Origin of the sequence: Ornithinimicrobium murale, from assembly GCF_003352835.1 — a bacterium.
In the GTDB taxonomy this organism is placed as follows: Bacteria; Actinomycetota; Actinomycetes; order Actinomycetales; family Dermatophilaceae; genus Ornithinicoccus; species Ornithinicoccus muralis.
The window spans coordinates 39,615-65,042 of sequence record NZ_QLVD01000021.1; the positions used below are offsets into that span (position 1 = coordinate 39,615).

The following is a 25,428-nucleotide window of genomic DNA, read 5'->3' on the forward strand; positions in this document are numbered from 1 at the left end:
GGTCGGTTCACCCCACGGTCCAGGTGTCACCACCGCGCAGCAGCGCTGCCAGGTCGTCCTCGGACGCCGGGCCGCCGGCGGTCGACCGCGCGCCCTCCACCTGGGCGCGGACCTGGTCGTCATAGGTCGGTCGGGAGACCGCACGGAAGATCCCCATCGGCAGGTGCGCCATCGACCCGTCGTCCAGTCGGGAGAGCGCGAAGGCGGCCGAGGGGTCGTCGGCCCCGGTGTCGTGCACCAGGATCGAGGCGGGGTCGACCTCGGACTCGATGGCGACCGCCAGGGTCCCGTCCTCGCGTCGCACCACGACGTGCTCGGCACCGGAGCGCACCGGCTCGCCGTCGCTCAGGTGCAGCACCCGCGCCCGCTTCTCGTCACGGTCCTTGAGCAGCTGGAAGGCACCGTCGTTGAAGATCGGGCAGTTCTGGTAGATCTCGACCAGGGAGGTGCCGCGGTGCTCGGCAGCGGCCTTCAGGACGGTGGTCAGGTGCGCGCGGTCGGAGTCCATGGTGCGCGCCACGAAGGTCGCCTCGGCGCCCAGGGCCAGGGAGACCGGGTTGAACGGCCGGTCGACTGACCCGACCGGCGTCGACTTGGTGACCGACCCGACATCGGAGGTGGGGGAGTACTGCCCCTTGGTCAGCCCGTAGATCTTGTTGTTGAACAGCAGGATCGTCAGGTTCACGTTGCGGCGCATCGCGTGGATCAGGTGGTTGCCACCGATGCTCAGGGCGTCACCATCACCGGTGATGACCCACACGGACAGGTCCTCGCGGCTGGTGGCCAGACCGGTGGCGATGGCGGGGGCACGCCCGTGGATCGAGTGCATCCCGTAGGTGTCGAGGTAGTAGGGGAACCGGGAGGAGCACCCGATGCCGGAGATGAAGACGATGTTCTCGCGCCGCAGGCCGAGGTCGGGCAGGAAACCCTGGACCGCCGCGAGCACCGCGTAGTCCCCGCAGCCGGGGCACCAGCGCACCTCCTGGTCCGAGGTGAAGTCCTTCTTGGTCTGTGCCGGGGCGTCCTGGTCCACGCGTGGGACACCACGGGTGCCGGGCAGCGGCAACGGTGTGCTGCCCTGGGCGGCCTCTCGGGGCGCGTCGGTCTCGGTCGTCATGACGGCACTCCTTCCAGAGTCTGCGCGACGGCCGTGTGGAGCACCTCGGCCAGGTCGGCGGCGGGGAACGGCAGGCCGCGCACAGCGGTGTGCGACTGCACGTCCACCAGGTAGGTCCCGCGCAGCAGCAGCGCCAGCTGCCCGAGGTTCATCTCCGGCACGACCACGTGGTCGTACGCCCGGAGCACCTCGCCGAGGTTGCGCGGGAACGGGTTGAGGTGACGCAGGTGGGCCTGCGCAACGGGGGTCCCGGCCGCCCGGACCAGGCGGGTGGCGGCGGCGATCGGGCCGTAGGTCGAGCCCCAGCCGAGCACCAGCACGCGGGCCTCGCCGGACGGGTCCTCGACCTGGAGGTCCGGGATCGTGTCGGCGATGCCGTCGATCTTGCCCTGCCTCAGCCGCGTCATCCGGTCGTGGTTGTCGGGGTCGTAGGAGATGTGGCCGGTGACGTCGGCCTTCTCGATGCCGCCGATGCGGTGCTCCAGGCCCGCCGTGCCGGGCACGGCCCAGGGGCGGGCCAGTGTCTGCGGGTCGCGGAGGAACGGGTGGAAGACCGGCGCGCCGTCGTCGTCCGTGTCATTGGGCCCGGTGGCGAAATCGACGTCCAGCTCCGGCAGGTCCTTCAGGCTCGGCACCCGCCACGGCTCCGAGCCGTTGGCCAGGTAGCCGTCGGAGAGCACGATCACAGGGGTCCGGTAGGTGGTGGCGATGCGCACCGCCTCGAGGGCGATGTCGAAGCAGTCCGAGGGCGACTGTGGCGCGACGACGGCGACCGGGGACTCCCCGTTGCGGCCGTGGATCGCCTGCAGCAGGTCGGACTGCTCGGTCTTGGTCGGCAGCCCGGTGCTCGGCCCGCCCCGCTGGATGTCCAGGATGACGAGCGGCAGCTCCGTGGACACCCCGAGCCCGATGGTCTCGGCCTTGAGCGCCAGGCCCGGTCCAGAGGTGGAGGTGACGCCTAGTGCGCCACCGAAGCTCGCGCCCAGGGCCATGCCGACCGCGCCGATCTCGTCCTCGGCCTGCAGGGTGGTCACGTCATAACGCTTCATCCCGGACAGGGTGTGCAGGATGTCCGAGGCCGGGGTGATCGGATAACTGCCCAGGACCATCGGCAGCCCGGCCCGCTGGGCGGCGGTCACCAGACCCAGGGCCATCGCGGCGTTGCCGGTGATCGTGCGATAGGTGCCGGGCGGCATCGTGGCAGGTGCGACCTCGAAGCGCACCGCGAAGTCCTCGGTCGTCTCGCCGTAGTTGTAACCGGCCCGCAGTGCCGTCAGGTTGGCCTCGAGGATCTCCGGCGCCTTGGCGAACTTGGCGCGGAGGAAGGCCTCGGTGCCCTCTAGCGGGCGGGAGTACATCCAGGACAGCAGGCCGAGGGCCAGCATGTTCTTGGCCCGCTCCTTCTCCTTGCGGGTCAGCCCGAACTCGGCCAGCGCCTCCACCGTGATGGAGGTCAGGGCGATCTCGTGCACGTGCCAGGACTCCAGGCTGCCGTCCGCGACCGGGCTCGCGTCATAACCGACCTTGGCCAGGTTGCGCTTGGAGAACTCATCGGTGTTGACGATGATCGTGCTGCCCCGCGGCAGGTCGGGCAGGTTGGCCTTGAGGGCTGCCGGGTTCATCGCGACGAGGACGTCCGGTCGGTCCCCGGGGGTGAGCACGGCGTGGTCGGCGAAGTGCAACTGGAAGCTGGAGACGCCGGGCAGGGTGCCGGCGGGAGCGCGGATCTCGGCTGGGAAGTTAGGCAGGGTGGACAGGTCGTTGCCCAGGGCCGCAGTCTCGGAGGTGAACCGATCACCGGTCAACTGCATCCCGTCGCCCGAGTCGCCGGCAAACCGGATCACGACACGGTCCAACCGTTGCAGAGGCTTGCTGCTCATGCGGCGAAAGTCACCAAATCTCGTCTCGTAGTTAGGTCTGCCTCACCATCGTAGGCCCGTTCCGTCATGGGAGTGCCTTCTGGCTAGGGTCTGTGTGATGAGGGGAACAACCGCGGTCGTCTGTGCCGCACTGCTGGTGGCGGCAGGCTGCAGCGCTGACCGCGAGACGGACCAGCAGAGGGCCGCCGCCGATACGACGCAGACCTCCACTGCGCCCGCGTCGGCGTCCACGGTTCCGGAGCCGGTCGCCGACCTCGGGTCCCTGGACGGCGCACTGCGGGAGCAGAGCCAGTGGGTGCTGGACCAGCTGGCTCCGGAGGCCACCGGGCCGAGCGCCACGGAGGCAGCAGATCGGTTCTCCTCCACCTTCCTCACGCAGGTGCGGGCCGACCAGCTCGAGCCGGTGTTCGCCACCTTCCGCGAGGGCACGCCGTTGGCCCTCACCGGTGTCGGTCAGGTCCAGGAGTCACCGGGCGGGGGATCGGGCACCCAGCTGACGCTCGCCGGTGACCGCTCGGTTCGGGTGTCGATCAGCGTGGACACCGACGGACTGATCTCCGGCCTGTTGCTGCAGCCGGGGCCCCCGACCGACCTGCCCGAGCTCACCTCGTGGAGTGAGCTCGACGAGGAGCTCGCCGCCCTCGGCGGCACGGCGCGGGTGTTCGTCGGCGAGGTCACTGACGGCACCTGCAGTCAGCTCCACGTGACCGGAGGCCAGGCGCAACCGGTGCCGTCGGGGTCGGCCTTCAAGCTCATCGTGCTCGCAGCAGTGGTGGAGGCCGTCGAGGACGGCGACCTGGCGTGGGACGAGGACCTGACGATCACCGCGAAGCTCAAGAGTCTGCCCAGCGGGGAGTTGCAGAACCGGGAGGACGGGTCCACGGTCCCCGTCCGGGAAGCGGCCGGGCTGATGATCTCCGTCAGCGACAACACTGCCACCGACCTGCTCATGGAGGCCGTGGGCGCAGAGCGGCTGCGGGCGATGGTCGAGCGGATCTCCGACGACCCGGACCGGCTGACTCCACTGCTCAGCACACGCCAGTTCTTCCAGCTCGGGTGGAACGCGCCGGAGGTCCGGGAGCAGTGGGCAGGCGCAGGTGCCGCCGAGCGGCAGGCACTGCTGGAGGACCTGCCGACCGACCTGGGTGCGCTGCGGGACAACCCGTTCGCGGTCACCGAGGTCACCTGGCCGGAAGGGGTGGGGTGGTTTCTCACCGGCGAGGAACTCTGCTCGGCCCACGCGGTGCTGCAGCAGCAGGCCGGGACCGAGGCCGGGCAGCCGGTGCGGGAGATCCTCAGCGCGAACCCCGGCCTGCCCCCGCCGGAGGCAGCCACCTACCAGGGGTTCAAGGGCGGGTCGGCGCCCGGAGTGCTCGCCTACAGCTTCTATCTGGAGTCCGAGGAGATCACTCCTGGCCGGGTGCTGACCGTCCAGGTCTCCCACGAGCGGGCGATCATGCCCACCAGCTTCACCGAGCTCACCCAGGCAGGGCTTCAGCTGTTGGCCACGGCGCCATGATCCGCACGATCGCGGTCCACGGATACCGCTCAGTCCGGGACCTCACCCTCGAGCTCGACGGCTTCGACATCGTCACCGGGGCCAACGGCGTCGGCAAGTCCAACCTCTACCGCGCCCTGCGGCTGCTCGCAGGATGCGCCGATGGGTCGGTCATCAGCACGATCGCCCGGGACGGAGGCCTGGCGTCGCTGCTCTGGGCAGGCATGGAGCAGCCCTCCAGGGATGTGGTCGCCGGTCGCGCGCGTGCCCAGGGGACGGTCCGCCGAGGGCCGGTGAGTCTCCGGCTCGGCTATGCCAGCGATGCGCTCGGCTATCTCGTCGATCTCGGAATCCCGCCACCCGGGCACAGCCCCTTCGTCAATGACCCCGAGGTCAAGGTGGAGCAGATCTTCCACGGTGCGGTGGCCCGTCCTGGCAGTCTGCTCGTCGACCGACGGGGCCAGGTTGTGCGCGTGCGTGATGAGGCCTGGCGCACTCTGGACTGGCAGATGCTGCCCCAGCAGTCTGTCCTCGCGGAGGCGGTCGGGCTGGAGGCTGCGCCCGAGATCGCCACCGTGCGTGACGGCATTCGCTCCTGGCGGTTCTATGACCACGTCCGGACCGACGCGGAGTCACCCGCCAGGCAACCGTGCATCGGCACCGTCTCACCAGTCCTCGATGCCGACGGCGCCAACCTGGGGGCGGCGCTCGCGACCATCGAGTTCCAGGGTGACCGCGAGGGAGTGGCTGCTGCCGTGGAGGACGCCTTCCCCGGGTGCACTCTCGCGGTCGACTCCTCAGACGACGGCCGGATCCACGTCCGACTGCGCCAGCCCGGCCTGCTCCGGCCGCTGAGCACCGCAGAGCTCTCCGACGGCACGCTGCGTTATCTCCTCCTGGTGGCCGCACTGCTGACCACCCGGCCGCCTGGTCTCATGGTGCTCAATGAACCGGAGACCAGCCTGCACCGCGACCTGCTGCCGGCGCTGGCCGGACTCATCGCGCGGGCGGCCCGCACCACCCAGGTCATCGTGGTGACGCACGCCCCCGAGCTGATCCTCGCCCTAGCGGCACACGGCGCGCGCCGTCACGAGCTGGTCAAGGATCCTGGCGGGACGTCCGTGGCCGGTGCAGGCGGCCTGCTGGACGGCGCCCGGTGGGCCTGGCCGACCCGCTGAGGGGGCTGGGGCCGCCTGGCTCACAGGCGACGCAACAGCTCCAGGACAACGTGCGGCAGCCCGCCCGGAGGGTCATCCGGGTCGAACGTGACGGTCGGCTCGGTCGGCTCCGGCTCCGATGTCGTTGACGTGGGAGGCGGCTCCACCGTGGGCGGGGACGTCAGCGACGGCGGAGGCGTCGTGGTGGGCTCCGGGTCGCTCGTCGGATCCGGTGCGGTCGTGGGTTCTGGGTCGCTCGTCGGAGGAGGCGTGTAGGGCGGAGGTGTGTACGGGGGTGGTGTGTAGGGCGGTGGGTCCGCCGGGGGCGGGGTGTCGGACGGCTCCTCGACCGGCGGCTCCTCGACGGGAGGCTCGATGGGCTGGGTCGCGGTCGGCAGGGTCGGCGGCAGGATCTCCGGGGGCGTCGTGGGGTCGACCGCCGCCAACTCCACGCCGAAGGTCTCGTGCTGCACGATCTCGGCCCAGCGGGCAGCACCGGCCAGGTTGACCGACAGCGGATCGCGGGTGGAGACCGTCAACGCGGTGAGCTCCTCGTCCTCGAAGACCTCCGCGACGTCGATGACCGAGGCGTCCGCGTCCTGCGCCCACTCGCGGGTCAGGTCGGTGAGCTGCTCGGCCCCATCCTGTCGCGGGGGCTGCACCACGGCATACACCTCGGCCCCGGTCGAGTCCTCCAGCGCGTCCCAGAGCTCATCGAGACCCTCCTCGAGGTCCTCGTCGGTGTTGGACCGCCCGAAGTTGAGCAGCACCAGATCGGTGCCCTGGGGCAGGTAGGCGCCGAGTCGCTCGGCGGCATAGTCCGGCGTGCCGCCGACCAGACTGGCGTTGAAGATGCTCACCGATGACTCGCCGTTCCCGAGGAGCGTCGGCTCACCGAACTGGGTCGGGTCACTCACAGTGGGCGTGAGGTACTCGACGGTGCGCTCGGTCGCCAGCAGCTCCGCCCAGGCGCGCACCCAGTCGGCCGGGTCGGTGCCGGTCTGGTCGCCCAGCACGACGACCGTCAGGTCCTCGCCCTCGGTGAACCGCTCGCTGAGGTCCGGCTCGCTGGCCGTCTGCCGGGACACGTCCGGTGAGGGCAGCGGTGCCAGCGTGGGGCTGCCGGTGCGGGAGGCGGTGTCCTGGACGGCGTCGGGCTCGGGTCCCACGCTGGTCGGGGCAGCGTCATCGGGATTGAACAGGTCGGAAACGGTCCGGTTGGACGTCGCCATGACGAGTGCTGCGACCAACAGAATGTTGATCAGAATGATGACCAGCCCCAGGCTGGCACCACGGACTCTGCGCGTCGTCACCTGTTAATCGTCTCTCATGATCACAAAAACCCCACGGATGAGCGTAGCGCAGGAGTGGCGCCGACGGCACATTCCGACTCGTAGCGGACGCCGTCTCGTGGTGCAGGTGAGACGCACGACACGTGGGCCAACCGGGCGCACCACTGGCGTCCCGGGCGCCCCGTATGGCGAAATCCCGCCCAGGCGTGGGGTCTGCATTCGGTGCTGCCCAGCGTTGGGCTCTGCTCTTGATGCGCTATATGGCACCACCAGCAGAGCGCAGTGGCCGTGCCGCGCACGATGCAGAGCGCAGTGGCCGTGCCGCAGCAACTGACACACGAGCAGGCGGTCCGAACCTCCCCAAATTGTGCGAGGGCGGTCCGCGGTTTACGCCGCCAACATCAGTTGAGCCTCACCACTCCGGGGCCACAGAGCCCGGCAGCAGGGCAAGGCACCACCCACTTGAGCATTCCCGGGACACAGGTGGACCTATGCACAGCCCAATCGCCCCGTGGTCAGCGATTCCCTAGGACGTGACGCCGTCTTCATCGCCCCTCCCGGGTCGGTCACTCTTCGGGGACGTGCCGCGATGCGGCTTCTGCCCCGGATTGCCGGGCTTCTTGGGTTTGCCGCTCCTGGCAGACTTGTCGGCCGTGGTGGCCTTGGCCAGAGCCTCGGCCATCGCGGCGCCTTTGGCGGTTTCTTGACGCAGGATCTTGTCTGCCACGTCGTGTTTGCCGTTGGCGACGTTCCAGGCCCACCAGCGATACATCGTGGCGGTCTCCTTGGCCGGTCCGTCCTGGACGAGCTCACCGTGGTGCAACCAGATCGCGCGGGTGCAGGTCTGCTCGACTGTCTGCCCGGAGTGCGTGACCAGGAAGACCGTGCCGGCCTGTTCCCGGATCTGGTCCATCCGTTCCTCCGCACGGTTGCGGGAGGTCTCGTCGCCGGTGGCCAGGGCCTCGTCAATCAGCAGGATCTCGGGCTGGCTGGCAGCAGCGATCGCGAACCGCAGCCGTGAGCCCATGCCAGCGGAGTAGGTCTTCATCGGGCGGTGGATGGCCGGCCCCAGGTTGGCCTGGGTGATGACCATCGCCATGGCCTCCTCGAGCGCCTCTGGCGAGAAGCCCATCGCGAGCAGCCCGAGCCGCGCGTTGGCCAGCCCGGACAGCTCCGGCTGCAGCGCTGCGTTGACCCCGAGGAGCACCGGCTGTGAGGTGGCCTTCACCGTGCCCCTGCTGGGGACGTCGAGCCCGGCGATGAGGCGCAGCAGCGTGCTCTTGCCGGAGCCGTTGATGCCGATGACTCCGATGGACTCGCCGGAGTGGGCGGTGAAGGAGACCTTCTTCAGGGCCTGCAACTTGACCGTGGGGCGCCAGCCGAAGCGCGCGAGGGCGCGGGAGGCGGGGCCCAAGTCCTTCAGCGCCTCCAAACTGGGGACCTTGAAGGAGCGGCTCACCCGGTCGACGGCGACCGTGGGGTGCCCCCTACTGCTGCTGGGCATAGCTCTCCTCTCCCTGCCAGAAGTAGAGGAAGGCCATCAGCGGCGTGACGACCGCCCAGGCCGACAGGATCATCCAGCTGCGGGCGCTCGGCAGCGCGTCAAAGAGCAGGATGTCGCGGGACATGTCCAGCACGAGATACATCGGGTTGGACTGCAGCACAGCGATCCAGAACTCGTCCTGGACGAACCGGGTGATCGGGAAGATCACGCCCGAGCCGTAGAACCACATCCGGGTCAGGAAGCCAAGGAAGAACTTCAGGTCCGGTAGGGCCGATCCCAGGCGGGCGCAGTAGAGCACGACGCCGGTGTTGAACAGGGTCTGCAGGCCGAAGATCAGGAAGAACACCGACCACTTCCAGGTGACAACCACCGGGTAGTCGCTCGGTGCCAGCACGATCAGGAGGAGGAACATCGTCGTCAGGACCGGGATCATCGAGAGCAGCTCGCGGGTCAGCACCGCCAGCGGGATCGAGGCTCGCGGGAACGAGAACGACTGCAGCAGGTTGCGGCTGGAGATCATGGCGGTCACCGACGAGTTCGTGGCCCGAGTGGTGAACGAGAACATGAAGATGCCGATGAGCAGGAAGCCGACGAAGTTGTCCATGCCCCGGTCGATCTGCAGGATCAGGGCGAAGATGATGTAGTAGGTGATCCCGTCCAGGATCGGCTTGCCGATCAGCCAGAGGTTGCCCAGGATGTAGTCGCGGTTGCCGGAGAAGGCACGTGCCCGCGAGTCGGCGTAGATGAAGTGCCGCCGCTGCCAGAGGTCGAGCAGGTAACTGCCGAGCGGCGGTCGGCGGCCGATCGTCCGCAGCCGGGGGGCGGCGGTCGCAACCTGGGCATCCTGCTGGTTGCGGCTGGTCACGCTCTGCTCACCTCCTGATAGATCTTCTGGTAGCGGCGCACCAGCTCGGGCCAGGTGTGCCTCGTGGCCTGCTGGCGCCCTGCCTCGGCCAGGGACCGACGCAGGTGCTCCTCGGCCGCCAGTCGTTGCACGGCTCGTGCCAGCTCCTCGGGAGCACCCGGGTTCACCACGAGCCCAGTGTGCCCGTCCTGGACGATCTCCGTCAGGGCCGGCAGCGCGCTCACGATAACCGGTCGGGCCGCACCCATGGCCTCCATCACCTTCAACGGCGGCACGAGCTGGGTCACCTCGTGTCGCTGCCGGGGGACGGCGACCACGTCCAGGCGCGCCAGCCAGCGTCGTGCCTGCTCCCGGGGGACGCGCCCGGGGAGCAGCACCACCTCGCTCAGTCCCAACCGCTGCACCTGACGGGCCAGATCCGGCCAGGCCAGGCCGTCTCCGACGATGGCGGCCCGCACGTCCGTGCCGTCGGCCCGGGCGAGCGCCACGGCCTCGAGCAGCACCGAGAGACCCTCGTAGTGCACGACCGAGGTCACGGCTCCGACCCAGGTTCCCTCTCGGGGGAGCCCGTCGCGCGCCCGCACGGCGGCGGCGTCGGTCGGCAGGCCCAGGACCTCTTCGCCGATGCCGTTGGGGATGACGGTGATCCGGTCGGCCGCCACGCCGCGCTCGATCAGGTCCGCGCGCATCGGGCCCGACAGGGTGACGACGTGATCGGCCGCCGCTGCGACCTCGGCCTCGCGCGCCCGCCACCGGAGGTATCTGCTGCTGACATAGGGGTCGACGTCACCGGCGTTGACCCTCCGGGAAGCCCACGTCCGCTCCAGCTGCCCCCGGACCTCATGGACCCAGGGCAGGTCCAGCGCCGTCGCGGCGGACTGGGCCGCCAGACCCGTGGGGTAGTGCGTCGTGGAGTGCAGGTGGGTCAACTGCTCCCGGCGGGCCAGGGCGATCAGGTCGACGGCCCACTGGTCGATGCGCCCGGCCTCACCAGGGTGCATCGGCAACGGCATGCTGCGGTGGTAGGTGATGCCGTCGAGGGTGTCCTCCGGACCCGACTGCCACTTGCCGATCGTCGCCGGGTAGCCGGGCCTGGTCAGGGCCGTGACGTGCAGCCCCGCCGCCCGCTGGGCCGTGAGGATGTCGTGGCTGCGCATGGTGTAGCCGGAGCGCGTCCAGGGCAGGGAGTTGGTCAGCACGTGCAACACCCTGGGACGGCCGTCGGCCGGCCACGTGCGCACGGCCGATGGCGCCGGCCGCGGACCGGGCTCCAGGGCGGCGATGTCGCCGAGGGCACGACGGCGCTGCCGGGTCGAGCCCTCGGTCGCCGCCGCTTCGGCGGTCGCCAGATCGCCGGTCAGCCACCCCCACCGGGCAGCGTGCTGGGAGGAGTCGGACGAGGGAGGCAGTCCGGCGTGCAGGGCCAGCGCATCACCGAGTCGGCCGCGATGACCGCTGGCGAGCACCTCGCGGGCCCTGCCGGGCTGGTCCATCAGCAGGTGACCCCAGGCGGCCACCGTGCCACCGGAGCGCACCGCGACCGCCCCCAGGCGGGTCCGCACGGCGGCGGGCAGGGTTCGGCCGGCCTGCACCAGGAACCAGGTCGGGTCGTCGAGGGCGAGGGAGCCGGCGGCGGCCAGGACGGCGCAGCCGTGGGTGACCCGCTGACGCAGGGCCGTGATCACCGCGCTGCCGCCGCGAGGGACTGCAGGATCTCCAGGTAGTTGCTCGCGACCCGGGTCTCCTCGGCATACTCCTCCACCCAGGCGCGCATCTGGGGTTGGTCCGGCGCTGCAGGCAACTGGCCCGCCAGGGCAATCCACTCGGCGGCGAGTGCCTCGGCGTCGCCGGGTGGGGTGGCGAACCCCGCCCCGGTCGTGGTGACGATCCGGGCAGCCTCACCGTCGACGGAGGCCGAGACGTGGATCCCGAGCTGGAGGGCCTCATAGAGCTTGGACGGGACGGTCATCCGCAGCGCGGGCCACTCGCGCAGCATGATCAGGAAGGTGTCGGCCCACCGGTAGTGCAGGTGGATCTGGTCACGCGACTGCGCGCCGCGAACCGTCACGGGCACGCCCAACGCCTCGGCCGTCTGCTGCACGCGGTTCTTGCCGGCGCCGGTGCCGATCACGCGCATCGCCACGTCGATCCCGGCGTCCTGCACGATGCGCAGCGCCCGGACGGCCGTCTCCAGTCCCTGGGCGCGACCCACCGTGCCGACATAGACGATCCGGAGCTGCCCGTCCGGCTGACGTGGCTGGTGGTCGGTGTAGTTGGGAAGCGGGTGGGCGGTGTTGCGGACCACATCGACGTTGGCCACACCTCGGCCCTGCAGCACCTCGGCGAAGGTCGAGGTGGTGGTCACGACGTAGTCGGCCGAGCGCTGCATCACGGTGATGAACCGGGCGGCGACGTGGGCGACCACGTGCTTGACGTGCTGGTGCCGGCGGCCCTCGCCTCCCTCCCAGCGGTCGACCACGGCGAGCAGGTCCGGCCAGGCGTCCCGCACCTCCAGGAGCAACGGCCGGCGCAGCGCGCGGGCCAGCACCCAGCCGGCCATCAGGGTGGGGAGCGCCGGGGCGGTGGCGACGATCACGTCCGGCGCCAGGTCACGGCGCCGCAGGACGGTGATGACGGAGGAGGCCGCCGAGGTCAGCTGGTCCCAGAGGATCGAACCGATCCGACCCGAGGTGGGGCGGAAGCGCACGCGGTGCACGGTCTCGCCGTGGCGCCCCTCCTCGGTGCTGCCGGCTCCGTCACCCTCGTAGGTGTCGAGCAGCCGACCGGTCGGGTAGTGGGGCGGCGGTGCGATCACGTCAACCTGATGGCCCGCCCGGATGAACTCCCGCACCAGGCTGGACCACCGCAGCTGCGGCGGCCCGGTCTCCGGGTCGTAGTAGTGGGTCAGGAGGAGGATCCGCAATCCCTCGAACCTTCCCGATAGGCTGCTGCGGTCGATGCTGCTGGGCGGGGTCACTCTAGCCCTCACCATGAGGCAACCTGTGCAGGGCGTGCCAGGTGATGCTGACTCTTGACTCGCAGCGGGGCTGCTGTCGAGCACGTGATGGGCCAGCGTGAGCCCGCCGTGAGCCGTTGTGCTCCCGCCGCCGCGGCGCCCCGCGCGTTAGGCTCCACCTGATGACCGACTACCTCGTGGTGCTTGCTGTGACCGTGACCGGGATCCTCCTGGTCGTGGCCGCTGCCGGTGCCCGCAGGATGCTGGCCCCGCACGACCCTCAGCCGCGCAAGCTGACCACCTACGAGTCGGGTGTGGACCCGGTGGGGTCGGGGTGGAGCCAGGGCGCGGTCCGCTACTTCATCTACGCCCTCCTCTATGTCGTCTTCGCCGTGGACGTGGTCTACCTGTTCCCGTGGGCCTTGGTGCTGCGCACCGAGATCGGTGCCGCGTCGCTGGTCGAGATGGGCATCTTCCTCGGCGTGATCCTGATCGGTCTCGGTCACGTCTGGCGGCGCGGCCTGCTGAGGTGGGTCTGATGACGGTCGACCTGCCCACCCCGCGTGTCGGTCGCGCGGCTGAAGCCGCGCCCGACGCCGTCCGGGTCGTCCTCAACTGGGGCCGCCGTTACAGCCTGTGGGTGTTCAACTTCGGCCTGGCCTGCTGCGCCATCGAGTTCATCTCCGCCTCGATGGCCCGGCACGACTTCATCCGGCTCGGCGTCATCCCGTTCGCCCCCGGCCCCCGACAGTCCGACCTGATGGTGGTCTCCGGCACCGTCACCGACAAGATGGTCCCCGCCGTCCGGCGCCTCTACGACCAGATGCCCGAGCCCAAGTACGTCATCTCCTACGGCGCCTGCTCCAACTCCGGCGGCCCCTACTGGGACTCCTACTCGGTCACCAAGGGCGTGGACCAGGTCATCCCCGTCGATGTCTACGTGCCCGGGTGCCCGCCCCGTCCCGAGGCCCTGCTGCACGGCATCCTGACCCTGCAGGAGCAGATCGGTGCCGAGACCCCGGGCCGGGCGAGGGCCGGGTCGCGACCCAGGCCGTATGCCGAGGCGCCGGCCTCCGCCGGCGAGGTCACCCGCGGCCTGCTGTCGCCCCCCGACACCCCCACCACCTCGACCGAGCGCACGGTGGCGCGAGATTTCACCCCACCGAGCGCGCCGACTGGCGACGAAACCACCCCACCGAGCGCGCCGACGGGCGACGAAACCACCCCACCGGACGCGCCGGAGGACGGTGAGAAGTCATGATCACCCGCGAGGTGCAGACGGCGGAGTGGGCCGAGCAGGTGCGGGCCGCCCGCGAGGACGGCTTCGACCTCTTCGACTGGCTGTCGGCCGTTGACCAGACGGACGCCGAGGACGACGCCGGGCTCGACGTGCTGTGCCACCTGATCCGCACCGACCCGTGGGAGCGGGTGCTGCTGCGCACCCGCCTGCCGGACGGCGCAGCGCTGGACAGCATCACCCAGGTCTTCCGCGGTGCCGCGTGGCACGAGCGGGAGACCCACGAGATGTTCGGAATCGACTTCACCGGGTTCGAGGACGGCTCCGGACATGCGATGCGCCCGCTGCTGCTGCCCGACGGGTTCGAGGGCACGCCGCTGCGCAAGTCCTTCCAGCTGACCGCTCGGGCCTCGAAGGCCTGGCCCGGGGCCAAGGAGCCGGGTGAGGGTGGCGGTGACAGCCCAGGTCCGGACGACAGGAAGCCGCGCAAGCGGGCTCGCCGCCGCCTGTTGCCGCCCGGCGTCCCCGACGAGTCCTGGGGGCCGCGCTGATGGACCTGCCCCTGGCTGTCGAGATCATCCTCAAGGCCGTCGTCGTCCTGGCGGCCTTCCTCACCCTGCCGCTGGCGATCGGCCAGACCGAGCACAAGGTGATGGCACACATGCAGGGCCGACTGGGGCCGATGGAGGCCGGGCCGCACGGGATCGCGCAGCTTGTTGCCGACGGCATCAAGTTCGTCCAGAAGGAAGACGTCACCCCGGCCTCGGCCGACCGGTGGGTCTTCAAGCTGGCGCCGGCGGTCGCGCTGATCCCCTACCTCGTGGCGCTGGCGGCCATCCCCTGGTCGGCGGCCTGGGTCGCGGCGGACGTCCCGGCCAGTCTGCTGCTGGTGCTGGCGGTGACCTCGGTCGGTGTCTTCGGCACGCTGATGGCCGGGTGGGGCAGCGGCAACAAGTACTCCCTGGTCGGTGGCATGCGGGCCGGCGCGCAGCTGGTGAGCTATGAGCTGCCGATGGTGCTGGCCGCGGCCTCGGTCGCCATGGCGGCCGGCAGCCTGTCGCTGACCGGCATCGCGCAGGCCTGGTCCTGGTGGTGGCTGATCTGGCAGCTGCCGGGGGCTCTGGTCTTCCTGGTGGCCGCCGTCGCCGAGCTGCAGCGGGTGCCCTTCGACTCGCCGCTCGCGGACTCCGAGGTGGTCTTCGGTCCCTACACCGAGTACACCGGCCTGCGGTTCGCCTTCTTCCTGCTCGCCGAGTACGCCGGCATCGTGGTCATGTCCCTGCTGTTCACCGTGCTCTTCCTCGGTGGCTGGTCCGGCCCCTGGTCCGACACGCTCGGGCCGCTGTGGACCCTACTCAAGGCGGCTCTGGTCGCCATACTCATCCTGTGGTTGCGGATCGCCTGGCCCCGAGTGCGGGAGGACCAGCTACAGCGTCTGGCGTGGCTGGTGCTCCTCCCGCTGGCGCTGGTGCAGCTGGCCCTGACGGGCGTCGGGGTGGTGGTCTGGGGATGAACGAGGACAAGCCCGGGGCGCTGCAGGCGCTGCGTGGGCTCGGCAAGGGGCTGGCCACCACCGCGAAGACCCTGGCCCGACCGGCCCACACTCGGCAGTATCCCCACGTCGAGCCCGACCTGCCCGAGCGCTCGCACGGTGTCATCGCGCTGCTCGAGGAGAACTGCACCTCCTGCATGCTCTGTGCCAGGGAGTGCCCCGACTGGTGCATCTACATCGACTCTCACAAGGAGACCCTCGAGCCGACCACCGAGGGCGGCCGGGCACGGCAGCACAACGTGCTGGATCGTTTCGACATCGACTTCTCGTTGTGTATGTACTGCGGCATCTGCATCGAGGTGTGCCCGTTCGACGCGCTGTTCTGGGCGCCGGACTTCGCCTACGCCGAGGGCGACATCCGCAACCTGCTGCACGAGAAGCCCAAGCTCGGCACCTGGATGGAGCGGGTGCCCGACGCGACACTCCCAGAGGGCTATGCGCGGCCCGGAGCGGAGACGCCCGCCCAAGACGCTGACGGGCCCGTCGGGGTGACGGAGCCGTCCGTAGGAGAGGCGGGCTCGTCCGCGGAGGGCACAGACGCAGGGGACACCTCGTCGCGGGAGGTCGAGGAGTGACCAGTCGCGACGTCCTGTTCGCGGCAGTGGGGTTGATCACCGCTGCCGCGGCCGTGTTGGCGGTCACGAACCGTCGGGTGCTGCACGCAGGCCTGTGGCTCGTGGTCTCGCTGGGAGGCCTGGCTGGCTGTTATCTGGTCCTGGGCGCTGAGCTCGTCGCCCTCGTGCAGCTACTCGTCTACGTCGGCGCCGTGGTCGTGCTGGTCCTGTTCGCCCTGATGCTGACCCGGTCAGGTGGGGGAGAGGTCGACACCTCGCCGGCGCACCGCTGGCTCGCTGCGGGGGTTGGTGCCGGGATGACCGTGTTGCTCGGAGGTGCCCTGGTCGCGGCCTACGGCTGGGACACCCGCGAGGTGGCCGGACCCGGCAACGAGCACATCGGCGAGGAGATCTTCGGCACCTGGGTCTGGCCCTTCGAGCTGCTCTCGCTGCTGCTCCTGGCCGCCCTGGTGACGGCCGTCGCCGTCGCCACGACCGGGCACAGCAGGGACCGGGCCGCATGAGCCCGGCGCTGCCCCTGCTGCTGGCGGCCTTCCTCGCGGGAATCGGGACCTACGGCGTCCTGGCTCGCCGGCACGCTGTCCTCATGCTCATCGGCATCGAGCTGCTCCTCGCAGCGGCCGGCCTGATCCTGGTCACCGTCGGGCAGTTCAGCCCCGATCCCCATGCCTCCGGAGCGGTCCTGACCCTCTTCGTGATCACCATCGCCGCTGCCGAGATCGTGGTCGCTCTCGCGGTGATCATGGCGATGTTCCGGACCCGCGGCGAGGTCGACCTCACCGGTGAGGCGCAGCCGGCCGCCCCGGAGGAGCAGCCCGCCAACAGCGGGGCGGGGACGGTGACGCGGTGAACGACCTGCTCGATCTGATCGGCTGGCCGTGGCCGGACTGGGACCTCCCCTCCCTGCCCCTGCCGGACCTGCCCGACATCCCCCTCCCCGATCTCCCGGTCACCGCCGCCCAGGTGATGATCCTGCTCACGGCGACTGCCGGCATACTCGGTCTGGCGGTTGGCCGACGATCCTCCCGGCCCGCGGCCTGGGTGGCCGTCCTGTCCTCCGGGCTCGTCCTGCTGGCCGCGGTCTGGCAGCTGTATGCGGTGTATGAGCTCGGTGGCCAGCAGGTCTCCGGCACTGTCGGGCCCCTCGCCCTCGGCGAGCTGGAGGCACCGCTCGAGCTGAGCGCCACCCGGCTCAGCGCGCTGGTCGCAGCTGTCGTCTCCCTCGTCGCCCTCGTGGTGCAGGTCTTCGCACGGTGGTATCTGTGGTTCGACCCGCGCTACCGCCAGTTCTCGGCCACCGTGTCGCTGTTCACCGCCGCGATGCTCCTGGTCGTCCTCTCCGGCGACGTGCTGCTCACCCTCATCGGTTGGGAGGTGATGGGCTGGTGCTCGTTCCTGCTGATCGGGCACCTGTCCGTCAAGGACTCCGCCAACCGGGCCGCGGTCAAGGCGCTGCTGGTCACCCGCCTGGCCGATGTCGGCTTCGTGATCGGCCTGATCTGGCTGGCCGCCGGCGCCGGTTCCACCTCGGTCGAGGCGATCATCGAGCACTGGACCGGTGACAGCTATGCCGCCCTCGGCGTCGCCATGTGCCTGGTCGTGGTCGGCGTCGCCGGCAAGTCGGCGCAGCTGCCCTTCCAGGACTGGCTCCCGGACGCGATGGAGGGCCCGACCCCGGCGTCCGCCCTGATCCACGCCGCGACCATGGTTGCCGCCGGCACCGTCGTGCTCGCCCAGCTCTTTCCCCTGCTGCAGGCCGCCGGCCCCGCCCGCCTGTTGCTCGCGGTGCTGGTGTCGGTCACCGTCGTGCTCGCCGCGCTGCTGGCCTTCGCCCAACCCGACCTGAAGCGCCTGCTGGCCTGGTCCACCGTCAGCCAGGTCGGCCTGATGCTCGCCGCGCTCACGGTCGTGCCGGGGGGCACCGGGCCGGACGTGGCGATCATGCACCTGCTGTCCCACGCCTGGTTCAAGGCGCTGCTCTTCCTCACCGTCGGTTGGATGGGCGTGCTCACCGGCGGAACGGTGGTGCGCTACGTGGCCTCCGCCACCAAGCGCTACCGCTCCCTGCGCCGGCCGATGGGCCTGGGTCTGCTCGCCCTGGCGGGCGTGCCCCCGATGGTCGGCTTCGTGTCCAAGGAGCTGGTGCTCGCGCAGGCCGAGCACGGCGTGCAGGATGGTGTGGGCCCGGCCGGGACCATCGTCCTGGCCGCCGTCGGCGCCAGCGTGCCGCTCACTGCGGCCTACTGCATGCGCGCCTGGCTGATCCTGGACCGCGGGCCCATCCAGCGCCTGCAGCGGACCCCGCGGCGTGCCCAGGAACACCAGATCATCGACGACTTCTTCGACGAGCCGGAGGTCCTCGAGGAGGCCATCGGCATCGAGGAGGCCGAGTCGGCCATCTCCTCCTCGGCACGCACCGCGGTGGCGCTGCTCGGCTTCTGCTCCGTCGTCGGCGGCATCCTGGTCTTCACCCCGCAGCTCGACCTGCACGTCAGCATCAACCTGCAGTTGCTCGTCGCGGCCCTGCTGCTCATGGCCCTGGCGGCCCTGGCGGTCTGGGTCGTCTCCCGTGGGGTCGGCTCCCGCGATGCCGCTGCTCGCCTGCCGATCCGGGTCAGCCTGGCGGCCGAGCGTGGGCTGGGCTTCGATGCGCTCTATCGCGCCGTCGTGGCCCGGCCCGTGGTGGCCCTGGCCCACGGCGTGCAGTGGCTGGACCGTGAGGTGCTGGACGGCTATGTCCGCGGGGCCGGGCACGCAGCCCGACTCCTGGGAGGTGCACTGGAGCACACTCACCCGCGCCGACCGGCACCGGGCCTGGTCCTGGTGCTCGCTGGCGTGCTGGTCCTCGCCGTGATCGGGGTGGTGCTCACGTGAGTGTCATCGACGCCCTCGCTCTGCCCGTGCTGGTGCTGACCCCCCTGCTCGTCGGGGTCTGGCTGCTGGTGGCCGACCGGGTGGGCACGCCGCCGCGGCCGGGGACCAGCAGGAGCCTCGCCGTCGCCGCAGCGGTGCTGGTCGCGGCCTCGGCGGTCGTCGTGGTGTGGCGCCGGCCCGAGATCGACCTGCTCTGGATCGAGAGCCTCGGTGTCCGTCTCGACCTGGGTGTCGACGGGCTGAGCGCGCCCTTCCTGCTGCTCACCGGACTGATGGCGGTCGTGGCAACGCTGGTGCCCTACCACCATCCACTGTCCGATGCCCGCCTCGGGGAGCCCGGTCGGCACGAGCCGACGGTCGCGCTGCCGGTGGTCGGCACCGACGTCCCCCGTCCCCGGGCGCTGGCCACCTACTACGCCTGCCTTCTGGTCGTCGTCGCCGGCTCCCTGCTGACCTTCCTGACCCGCGATGCCGTCGTCTTCTTCGTCGCCTTCGAACTGGTGCTGATCCCGATGTGGGTGCTGGTCGCCCGCCACGGCGACGCCACCAGCGCGGCCGACCGCGACGGTGCCGCCCTGCGCTTCCTGCTCTTCACCGCCACCGGCTCGATGCTGATGCTGGTCGGGATCCTGGCCCTGTGGGGTGCCACCGGCACGACCGACCTCTCCCGGTGGGCCGAGCTCGCCGGGAGTTCCTTGGCCTCCGGCACCCAGGTCGTCGTGGCCGTCATCCTGCTCATCGGGCTGGGCATCAAGGTGCCGGTCTGGCCGCTGCACACCTGGCTGCCGTGGGTGCACGCGACGGCCCCCACCGCCGGGTCGGTGCTGCTGGCGGCCGTGCTGCTCAAGATGGGTGCCTACGGCATGATCCGGCTCGTCGCCGCGCCGCTGCCCGAGGGGCTGGCCACCGTGGCGCCGGTCCTGGCCGGCCTCGCGGTCACGGGTATCCTCTGGGCCGGTCTGGCCTGTCTGGTCGAGCAGGACCTCAAGCGCCTCATCGCGTGGGCCTCGATCGGCCACCTGGGCTTCGTCGTGCTGGCCATCGCGGCCGGCTCGGAGACCGGGCTGCAGGCCGCGATCTACGGCAACATGGCGCACGGCCTGATCTCGGCGCTGCTGTTCGTCCTGGTCGGCAACCTCAAGCACCAGTGGGGTGGGGCCGACCTCGGCTCCCCGCGGGCCGCCCTGCGCGAGGTCTCCCCGAGGTTGGGGTTTGTGCTGGTCCTCGGCATGGCCGCCGCGATGGGGCTGCCCGGTCTGGCCGGGTTCTGGGGGGAGTGGGGCGCACTGTATGCCGCGTGGGAGCCCGGGCCGGGCCGCACCCTCTGGTGGTTCCGCGGCTTTGCCATCGCCGCCGCCCTGGGAGCCGTGCTGGCCGCGGCGTATGCCGTGCGGGTGCTCCGGGAGGTGTGGGCCGGCGACCGGCGCAGCCCGGCGATCCGCGACACCCGCGGCGTCGAGCTCGGGCTGTTGTCCCTGCTGGGGGTGGGCATCCTCGCCCTCGGCGTCTATCCCGGCCCGCTGCTTGACCTCACGGCCCCGGCCACCGAGGCCATCATCGCCACCCTGGGGGTGGGCCGATGACCCTGGAACTGAACGTCTCCGCGCTGTGGCCGGTCCTGGCCCCGGCACTCGCCGCCCTGACGGTGCTCGTGCTGGATGTGGTCCTCCCGCGGGCGCGCACCGCCCACCTGTGGCTGGCCGCCGCAGGGCTGGTGGGCGGCGGCGTCGCCACGGTCCCGGCCCTCACCCAGGGCACCGGGGACAGCACCGGCGCGTTCTGTCTGCCGTCCGGGCACTGCCTCTATGCCGCCAGCTCCCTCACTGGCGGCCTGCAGCTGCTCGCGCTCGGCAGCGCCCTGGTCGTCCTGGTCCTGACCTGGTCCGACTGGGGGAGGGCCGGTCCTGGTGACCGCACCAGTGCCCCGACCACCGTCCTCGTCGCGCTCTTCCTGGCCGCGACCGCCGGGGTCGCCGCCGTGCCGGCCGCCCGCGACCTGGGCACGCTGCTCGTGGGCCTGGAGCTGGCCACCCTGCCGGTCGTGGGCCTGGTCGCCCTGGAGCGTCGAGAGCGCCGGCACGCAGGAGCCGTGGCCGGTGCCGTCGCACTCCTGACCACCTCGCTGGTGTCCTTTGCGCTGCTGGCCCTCGGCGCGGCGCTCTGGGTGGCGGCCACCGGCTCCGCCCTCCTGGACCCCGCGGCCGCCGCTGCAGCCGCCGCCGTCCCGGAGCAGGGCGCGCTGCTGCTGCTCGCTGCCGTCCTGGTGCTGGCTGGCCTGGGCTTCAAACTCTCGACCGTGCCCTTCCACGCCTGGACGCCGCTGACCTACGGCACCGCCCCGCTCCCGGTCACGACCTATCTCGCGGGCACGTCCAAGGTCGCGGCCCTGGGCGGGATGATCGTGCTGGTGCAGACCCTGGCCGGCACGTCCGGCTTCGCGCTCCTGGCCGTGGCTGTCCTGGCAGCACTGACGATGACCCTGGGCAACGCGATGGCGCTGCGCCAGGTCGACCTCGTCCACCTGCTGGCCTGGTCCGCCGTCGCCCAGGCGGGCTGGCTGATGCTCCCCCTGGCATCCCTGTCCTCGCGGGCGGTGCAGGCCGCTGGCGGCTACCTCGCGGTCTATGTGGTGGCCACCGTGTTGGCCTTCGTCGTGGTGATCGCGGTGGCCCGCCGCCCCGGCGGCGGCGCAACCCTGGCGGACCACCGGGCCCTGGCCCGTCGCCAGCCGCTGGCCGCCGCGGCGCTCGGGCTCGCCCTGCTGACGCTGGCCGGACTGCCCCCAGCCATCGTCGGCCTCGTCGCCAAGGTCGTGGTCCTGCGTCCGGTCGCGGCCGACGGCACCTGGTGGCTGATCATCGTCGCCACGCTCAACATCGCCCTGGGCATCGCGGTCTACGTGCGCTGGCTGTCCGCCCTGATTGCCCGGTCCGGAGAGGACACCGGCTGGGAGCGAGAGGTCCCAGTGGCCTCGCCCGCGGCCGAGGAGGACGCCGAGGCGACCACCGCGCTGCCCACCTCGGCCGATGCCACCGAACCAGCGCCCGACGACACTGCTCAGGCCACCAGCGCGGAGGTGGGGGCGACCGCCGTGGCCGGCCAGTCCGCATACGCCATGCCGTGGACCCACCGGGTCCTGATCCTGGCGCTCTCGGCCCTGCTCGTCGCCGGCAGCATCGCCCCCGTCGGGATCTTCTGATGCGCGGAACACCGCTGGTTGGTTGAGCGTTTCACCAGCATGCACAAGCACTACAACGGCCTGAAGACCGCCCTGCTGTTCGGCGGCATCTGGGCCCTGCTCCTCGGGATGGGCGCCCTGATCGGGAACGGCCGCTTCATCTGGTTGTTCGCGCTGATCGGTGTCGCGACCACGGCCTACGGCTACTGGAACTCCGACAAGATCGCGATCAAGGCGATGAAGGCCTACCCGGTGACCCCGGAGCAGCAGCCGGCGATGTATCGCATTGTCGAGGAGTTGTCCGCGCGGGCCGGCCAACCCATGCCCAGGCTCTATGTCAGCCCCACGGCGGCCCCCAACGCCTTCGCGACCGGACGCAACCCACAGAACGCTGCCGTCTGCTGCACCGAGGGGATCCTGCACCTGCTCGACGAGCGTGAGCTGCGAGGAGTGCTCGGGCACGAGCTGATGCACGTCTACAACCGCGACATCCTGACCGGCTCGGTGGCCGCAGCCATCGCCGGCGTCATCACCTCCGTCGCGCAGATGATGCTCTTCTTCGGCGGCGGAGGTGGGGAGAACCGGCCCAACCCGATCGTGATGATCGCCATGGCCCTGCTCGCGCCGATGGCCGCCATGCTGATTCAGCTCGCGATCACCCGCACCCGGGAGTATGACGCGGACGAGGACGGCGCCGCGCTCACCGGCGACCCGCTCGCGCTGGCCAGCGCCCTGCGCAAGATCCACCACGGCGCCCAGGCCGCGCCGCTCGCTCCCGAGCCGCAGTTGGTCAACGCCAGTCACATGATGATCGCCAACCCGTTCAAGGCCGGCGACGTCAAGCGGCTCTTCGCCACCCACCCGCCGATGGAGGACCGGGTCGCACGGCTGGAGGCGATGGCGGGGCGTCGCTGACCTCGCGCGATCACCCGGTCGGCGCGTCTCCGTTCGGCTCGCCGCGGACCGACAGCACGGGGGAGCGGTCGCCCCGGATGGTGGCGACCATGTCGACCACGCGCCGGGTCGCGCGCACGTCGTGCGCGCGGAAGACGGTAGCCCCGAGCCAGGCGGCGACCGCCGTCGCGGCCAGCGTGCCCTCGAGCCGGTCGTCGGGCTCGAGGCCGAGGCTCTCGCCGACGAAGTCCTTGCGGGAGAGTGCCTGCAGGACCGGGAAACCGAGGTCGGCCACGTCGCCGGTGTGACGCAGGAGTGTCAGGCTGTGCCGGGTCGTCTTGCCGAAGTCCAGCGTGGGGTCGACCAGCACCCGCTCGGCGGGCACTCCGGCCTCCACCGCTGCCGCCGCACCGGCGGCGAGGACCCGCAGCACGTCCCGCACGACCGCGAGCGCGTCGTCGCCCTGCTCGTCGGCATACCGCACCGCGACGGGGTCGGTTCGGGGTGGCAGGCCGCCGGTGTGGGAGACCACCACGCCGGCGCCGATCTCGGCCGCCACGCGCACCAGCTCAGGGTCGTGCCCCGCCCAGGTGTCGTTGACCAGGTCCAGCCCGATGGCTCCCGCCTCCTGAGCGACTTCGCTGCGCCAGGTGTCCAGGCTGAGCGCCAGGTCGGGGAACTCGCCGCGGGCGGCCTCCAGGAAGGGCATCACCCGGCGCAGCTCCTCGTCCGCGTCGACGACCTCGCCCTCCTGCCCGGCGCGGACCCCGCCGACGTCCACGATGTCGGCCCCGGCCTCCACCGCCTCGCGGAGCGCCTCGAGGGCGGAGTCCAGCTCGGTGTGCCGGTTGCCGCCCCAGAAGGAGTCCGGGGTGCGGTTGATGATTGCCATCACCGCCGGCCGGTCGGCAGCAAAGCGCTGGCCGCGAAGCTGCAGCGGCGGAGTGCGTGGGAACTGCGACGCGTCATGTCCTGCTGTCGGGTGATGTCCTGCTGTCGAGGGTGGCACGGACTCATCGTAGCCACGGACTGTCCCAGGGAATTATCTGAAATGATAACCTCTTGGTTATGGACGATGAGTTGGCGCTCGAGGATGTCCTGCGGTCCGCGGCGCGTTTGCAGCACGCGGTGCCGGACGCGGTCCTGGTGGGCGGGACCGCGGCCGCGGTGCACGCGCACCACCGCGTGTCGTTCGATCACGATCACGTCCTGAGCGACCTCGCCCAGCGTTATGCGGAGGTGCTTGAAGCCGTCGAGGCGTCCGAGGGGTGGGTGACCAGCGTCCGCGCGAGCTCACCACCACTCACACTCCTGGGATCACTGGCAGGCATCGAGGCCGGCTTGCGTCAGCTGCGGCGAACGCGCCCCCTGGAGGTCGAACAGTATGACCTGCCCGGCGGGGAGTCGGTGCGTGTCCCGACCCTGTCCGAGATGCTCCGTGTGAAGGCATTCCTGATCGTTCAGCGCAATGTCACGCGCGACTACCTCGACACGGTCGCACTCGCCGATCGGCTGGGGGTCCGGTCGGCGACTGACGTCCTCGTGGAGATCGACGAGTACTACGCAGACCGCAGCCGCACGCATGGATCAGTGCTCACCGCCCTCGTGGCGCGACTGGCCGAGCCGTCTCCCAGGGACGTCCGCGTGACGGGACAGTTGGCGTCGTACAAGGGGCTGAACCCGCGTTGGCACGACTGGGACAGCGTGGTCGTTGCCTGTCGCGGACTCGCCGACCACCTGCTGCGCGCCGTTGAGGGTGGGTTGACATGACCACCCTGTTTCGCAACGTGGATGTGCCTTCGGGTGCTCCTCCCGCGGCGTGGCCCTACGAGGCAATCGTGGCGACGATCGAGCGCGGGCTGGTCCAGGACTGGGCGGTCCTCACCCGCGAGATTCGACGTGATCCGTGGGGTGCCGTCGCGCGGCAGGTGGCTGACTATCTCGATGACCAGCGGCCACCGGGCGTGGGGCCGCTCCTGGCCGGGGTCATCGAGCGTTCTCGTGCGCAGACGGCTGAGTCGGAGAAGGCCGAGGTCGCTGCTGAGATCGACGGGCTCGTGCGAGGCTCCGGTCTGACGTCGGCAGCCTTCGCGGCGCGCATCGGCACCTCGGCCTCCCGCCTATCCACCTACCGCCGCGGCTCGGTCACGCCGTCGGCAGCAGTCCTGCTCCGTATGCGGCGTCTGGTCGAGCAACTCCGCGATGAAGGCCTGACCTAGTAGCGTGTCGCGGCTCATGTGATGGGTTTGGTTGGTCTGTTCTGGTTGCTGCTCGACCAGATGGGTCGCTTTCCTGCCACGGCCGATGGAGTCGCTGATGTCCGCGTGATCGCGCAGCCACCCACCCGCCGCCTCAGTCACTCTGGTTACTCCAGTCACAGCCGAGGCGGGCACGTGCCCGAGGACTACCCAGTCGCGCGGCGCGACGTGCGTAGTTCCCGTGCAGTGGCCCGCCTTGGTGGGGGCTGATGCGAGTCATCGGAGGCTGACCCCGCGACGCCGTGTCGTCCCCCAACTACCTGGCCCGCGCGGCATGCTCGCTCCCTGGGCACCGGTTTGTGCCGTCTGGGAGCACTTCCGGGCTCTTGCAGCGCGCCATTGCAGGCTCCAAGAGACGGGAGGTGCTCTCAGTTGGGCCAGGCCCGCCGGGATGCCGTTGCCGCACCAGCGCCCGGGGGCCCATGGGCGCGACGAGGGCGGGCCGCTGCTGATTCGCCACACCTCAACTGGAGGCGCGCCAGACGGCGCACGGCACATCGATGACCTCGACCTGCCGCAACGCCGAACCGCAGCCTGGCAGGAAGCCACCAACCCGACCAAGGCCACATCGACTGGCAACTCACCGCGACC

General features: G+C 70.8%; 24 protein-coding genes. 16 read left to right on the forward strand and 8 right to left on the reverse strand.

Annotated elements, in window-relative coordinates; translation table 11 throughout:
- Window positions 1–7 precede the first annotated feature (7 nt).
- Window positions 8–1,117 carry a 2-oxoacid:ferredoxin oxidoreductase subunit beta gene (locus DPQ65_RS09265; RefSeq protein WP_114907072.1) on the reverse strand — a complete coding sequence of 370 codons (1,110 nt, stop codon included), beginning with the start codon at window positions 1,115–1,117 and terminating at the stop codon, window positions 8–10.
- Complete coding sequence (locus DPQ65_RS09270) at window positions 1,114–2,997, reverse strand: 2-oxoacid:acceptor oxidoreductase subunit alpha (protein ID WP_114907073.1); 1,884 nt, start codon at window positions 2,995–2,997, stop codon at window positions 1,114–1,116. Before DPQ65_RS09270 ends, DPQ65_RS09265 begins: the two co-directional genes overlap by 4 nt.
- A 97-nt stretch (window positions 2,998–3,094) precedes the next feature.
- Here DPQ65_RS09270 and DPQ65_RS09275 point away from each other — a divergent pair, with 97 nt between their 5' ends.
- Complete coding sequence (locus DPQ65_RS09275) at window positions 3,095–4,516, forward strand: serine hydrolase (RefSeq protein WP_114907074.1); 1,422 nt, start codon at window positions 3,095–3,097, stop codon at window positions 4,514–4,516.
- Window positions 4,513–5,673 carry an AAA family ATPase gene (locus DPQ65_RS09280; protein ID WP_114907075.1) on the forward strand — a complete coding sequence of 387 codons (1,161 nt, stop codon included), beginning with the start codon at window positions 4,513–4,515 and terminating at the stop codon, window positions 5,671–5,673. The genes DPQ65_RS09275 and DPQ65_RS09280 overlap by 4 nt, the downstream gene beginning before the upstream one ends.
- A 20-nt stretch (window positions 5,674–5,693) precedes the next feature.
- On the opposite strand, the gene DPQ65_RS09285 is transcribed toward DPQ65_RS09280, so the two are convergent.
- The 5 genes from DPQ65_RS09285 to DPQ65_RS09305 form a co-directional block, all read right to left on the reverse strand.
- Entirely contained in the window at window positions 5,694–6,965 is a 1,272-nt protein-coding gene (locus DPQ65_RS09285) for an SGNH/GDSL hydrolase family protein (protein WP_114907076.1), read from the reverse strand.
- A 505-nt stretch (window positions 6,966–7,470) separates the two neighbouring features.
- On the reverse strand, window positions 7,471–8,448 hold the full coding sequence (locus DPQ65_RS09290; RefSeq protein WP_114907077.1) for an ABC transporter ATP-binding protein: 978 nt from the start codon (window positions 8,446–8,448) through the stop codon (window positions 7,471–7,473).
- The gene (locus DPQ65_RS09295; protein ID WP_162802140.1) at window positions 8,432–9,313 is read right to left on the reverse strand and encodes an ABC transporter permease; all 882 of its coding nucleotides are present in this window, start codon (window positions 9,311–9,313) and stop codon (window positions 8,432–8,434) included. Before DPQ65_RS09295 ends, DPQ65_RS09290 begins: the two co-directional genes overlap by 17 nt.
- Window positions 9,310–10,998 carry a glycosyltransferase family 4 protein gene (locus tag DPQ65_RS09300; protein ID WP_114907078.1) on the reverse strand — a complete coding sequence of 563 codons (1,689 nt, stop codon included), beginning with the start codon at window positions 10,996–10,998 and terminating at the stop codon, window positions 9,310–9,312. Before DPQ65_RS09300 ends, DPQ65_RS09295 begins: the two co-directional genes overlap by 4 nt.
- The gene (locus DPQ65_RS09305) at window positions 10,995–12,236 is read right to left on the reverse strand and encodes a glycosyltransferase family 4 protein (protein ID WP_162802141.1); all 1,242 of its coding nucleotides are present in this window, start codon (window positions 12,234–12,236) and stop codon (window positions 10,995–10,997) included. The genes DPQ65_RS09300 and DPQ65_RS09305 overlap by 4 nt, the downstream gene beginning before the upstream one ends.
- A 215-nt stretch (window positions 12,237–12,451) precedes the next feature.
- Between DPQ65_RS09305 and DPQ65_RS09310 the strand changes: the two genes are divergently transcribed.
- Genes DPQ65_RS09310 through htpX form a run of 11 tightly spaced genes read left to right on the forward strand, consistent with a single transcriptional unit; the run spans window position 12,452 to window position 22,600 of the window.
- Entirely contained in the window at window positions 12,452–12,808 is a 357-nt protein-coding gene (locus DPQ65_RS09310; protein ID WP_114907080.1) for an NADH-quinone oxidoreductase subunit A, read from the forward strand.
- A complete protein-coding gene (locus DPQ65_RS09315; protein WP_475120346.1) occupies window positions 12,808–13,530 on the forward strand; it encodes an NADH-quinone oxidoreductase subunit B in 723 nt (240 codons plus the stop codon). Before DPQ65_RS09310 ends, DPQ65_RS09315 begins: the two co-directional genes overlap by 1 nt.
- Window positions 13,527–14,057, forward strand: a complete 531-nt coding sequence (locus DPQ65_RS09320; RefSeq protein WP_114907081.1) for an NADH-quinone oxidoreductase subunit C — start codon at window positions 13,527–13,529, stop codon at window positions 14,055–14,057. Before DPQ65_RS09315 ends, DPQ65_RS09320 begins: the two co-directional genes overlap by 4 nt.
- Window positions 14,057–15,019 carry an NADH-quinone oxidoreductase subunit NuoH gene (gene nuoH, locus DPQ65_RS09325; protein ID WP_114907082.1) on the forward strand — a complete coding sequence of 321 codons (963 nt, stop codon included), beginning with the start codon at window positions 14,057–14,059 and terminating at the stop codon, window positions 15,017–15,019. Before DPQ65_RS09320 ends, nuoH begins: the two co-directional genes overlap by 1 nt.
- Entirely contained in the window at window positions 15,016–15,633 is a 618-nt protein-coding gene (locus DPQ65_RS09330) for a NuoI/complex I 23 kDa subunit family protein (RefSeq protein ID WP_114907083.1), read from the forward strand. The genes nuoH and DPQ65_RS09330 overlap by 4 nt, the downstream gene beginning before the upstream one ends.
- Window positions 15,630–16,136 (forward strand): NADH-quinone oxidoreductase subunit J family protein, encoded by a 507-nt coding sequence (locus DPQ65_RS09335; protein WP_114907084.1) that lies wholly within the window; start codon window positions 15,630–15,632, stop codon window positions 16,134–16,136. The genes DPQ65_RS09330 and DPQ65_RS09335 overlap by 4 nt, the downstream gene beginning before the upstream one ends.
- A complete protein-coding gene (nuoK, locus tag DPQ65_RS09340; protein ID WP_114907085.1) occupies window positions 16,133–16,483 on the forward strand; it encodes an NADH-quinone oxidoreductase subunit NuoK in 351 nt (116 codons plus the stop codon). Before DPQ65_RS09335 ends, nuoK begins: the two co-directional genes overlap by 4 nt.
- Complete coding sequence (locus DPQ65_RS09345; RefSeq protein ID WP_238146760.1) at window positions 16,480–18,507, forward strand: NADH-quinone oxidoreductase subunit 5 family protein; 2,028 nt, start codon at window positions 16,480–16,482, stop codon at window positions 18,505–18,507. The genes nuoK and DPQ65_RS09345 overlap by 4 nt, the downstream gene beginning before the upstream one ends.
- Window positions 18,504–20,090, forward strand: coding sequence for a complex I subunit 4 family protein (locus tag DPQ65_RS09350; protein ID WP_238146761.1), 1,587 nt, complete (start codon window positions 18,504–18,506; stop codon window positions 20,088–20,090). The genes DPQ65_RS09345 and DPQ65_RS09350 overlap by 4 nt, the downstream gene beginning before the upstream one ends.
- Window positions 20,087–21,706 carry an NADH-quinone oxidoreductase subunit N gene (locus DPQ65_RS09355; RefSeq protein ID WP_114907086.1) on the forward strand — a complete coding sequence of 540 codons (1,620 nt, stop codon included), beginning with the start codon at window positions 20,087–20,089 and terminating at the stop codon, window positions 21,704–21,706. The genes DPQ65_RS09350 and DPQ65_RS09355 overlap by 4 nt, the downstream gene beginning before the upstream one ends.
- Before the next feature lie 39 nt (window positions 21,707–21,745).
- On the forward strand, window positions 21,746–22,600 hold the full coding sequence (htpX, locus tag DPQ65_RS09360) for a zinc metalloprotease HtpX (protein WP_114907087.1): 855 nt from the start codon (window positions 21,746–21,748) through the stop codon (window positions 22,598–22,600).
- Window positions 22,601–22,610: 10 nt separating this feature from the next.
- Here htpX and folP read toward each other — a convergent pair whose 3' ends face one another.
- Window positions 22,611–23,588 carry a dihydropteroate synthase gene (folP, locus tag DPQ65_RS09365; protein WP_420330083.1) on the reverse strand — a complete coding sequence of 326 codons (978 nt, stop codon included), beginning with the start codon at window positions 23,586–23,588 and terminating at the stop codon, window positions 22,611–22,613.
- A 59-nt stretch (window positions 23,589–23,647) separates the two neighbouring features.
- Here folP and DPQ65_RS09370 point away from each other — a divergent pair, with 59 nt between their 5' ends.
- From DPQ65_RS09370 to DPQ65_RS16100, 3 genes are all read left to right on the forward strand, one after another.
- Window positions 23,648–24,349: a hypothetical protein gene (locus DPQ65_RS09370; protein ID WP_114907089.1), complete on the forward strand. Its 702-nt coding sequence runs from the start codon at window positions 23,648–23,650 to the stop codon at window positions 24,347–24,349.
- Window positions 24,346–24,798, forward strand: a complete 453-nt coding sequence (locus DPQ65_RS09375) for a helix-turn-helix domain-containing protein (RefSeq protein WP_114907090.1) — start codon at window positions 24,346–24,348, stop codon at window positions 24,796–24,798. Before DPQ65_RS09370 ends, DPQ65_RS09375 begins: the two co-directional genes overlap by 4 nt.
- Window positions 24,799–25,228: 430 nt before the next feature.
- A partial coding sequence (locus DPQ65_RS16100; RefSeq protein ID WP_238146762.1) for a hypothetical protein occupies window positions 25,229–25,428 on the forward strand: 200 nt, incomplete at its 3' end.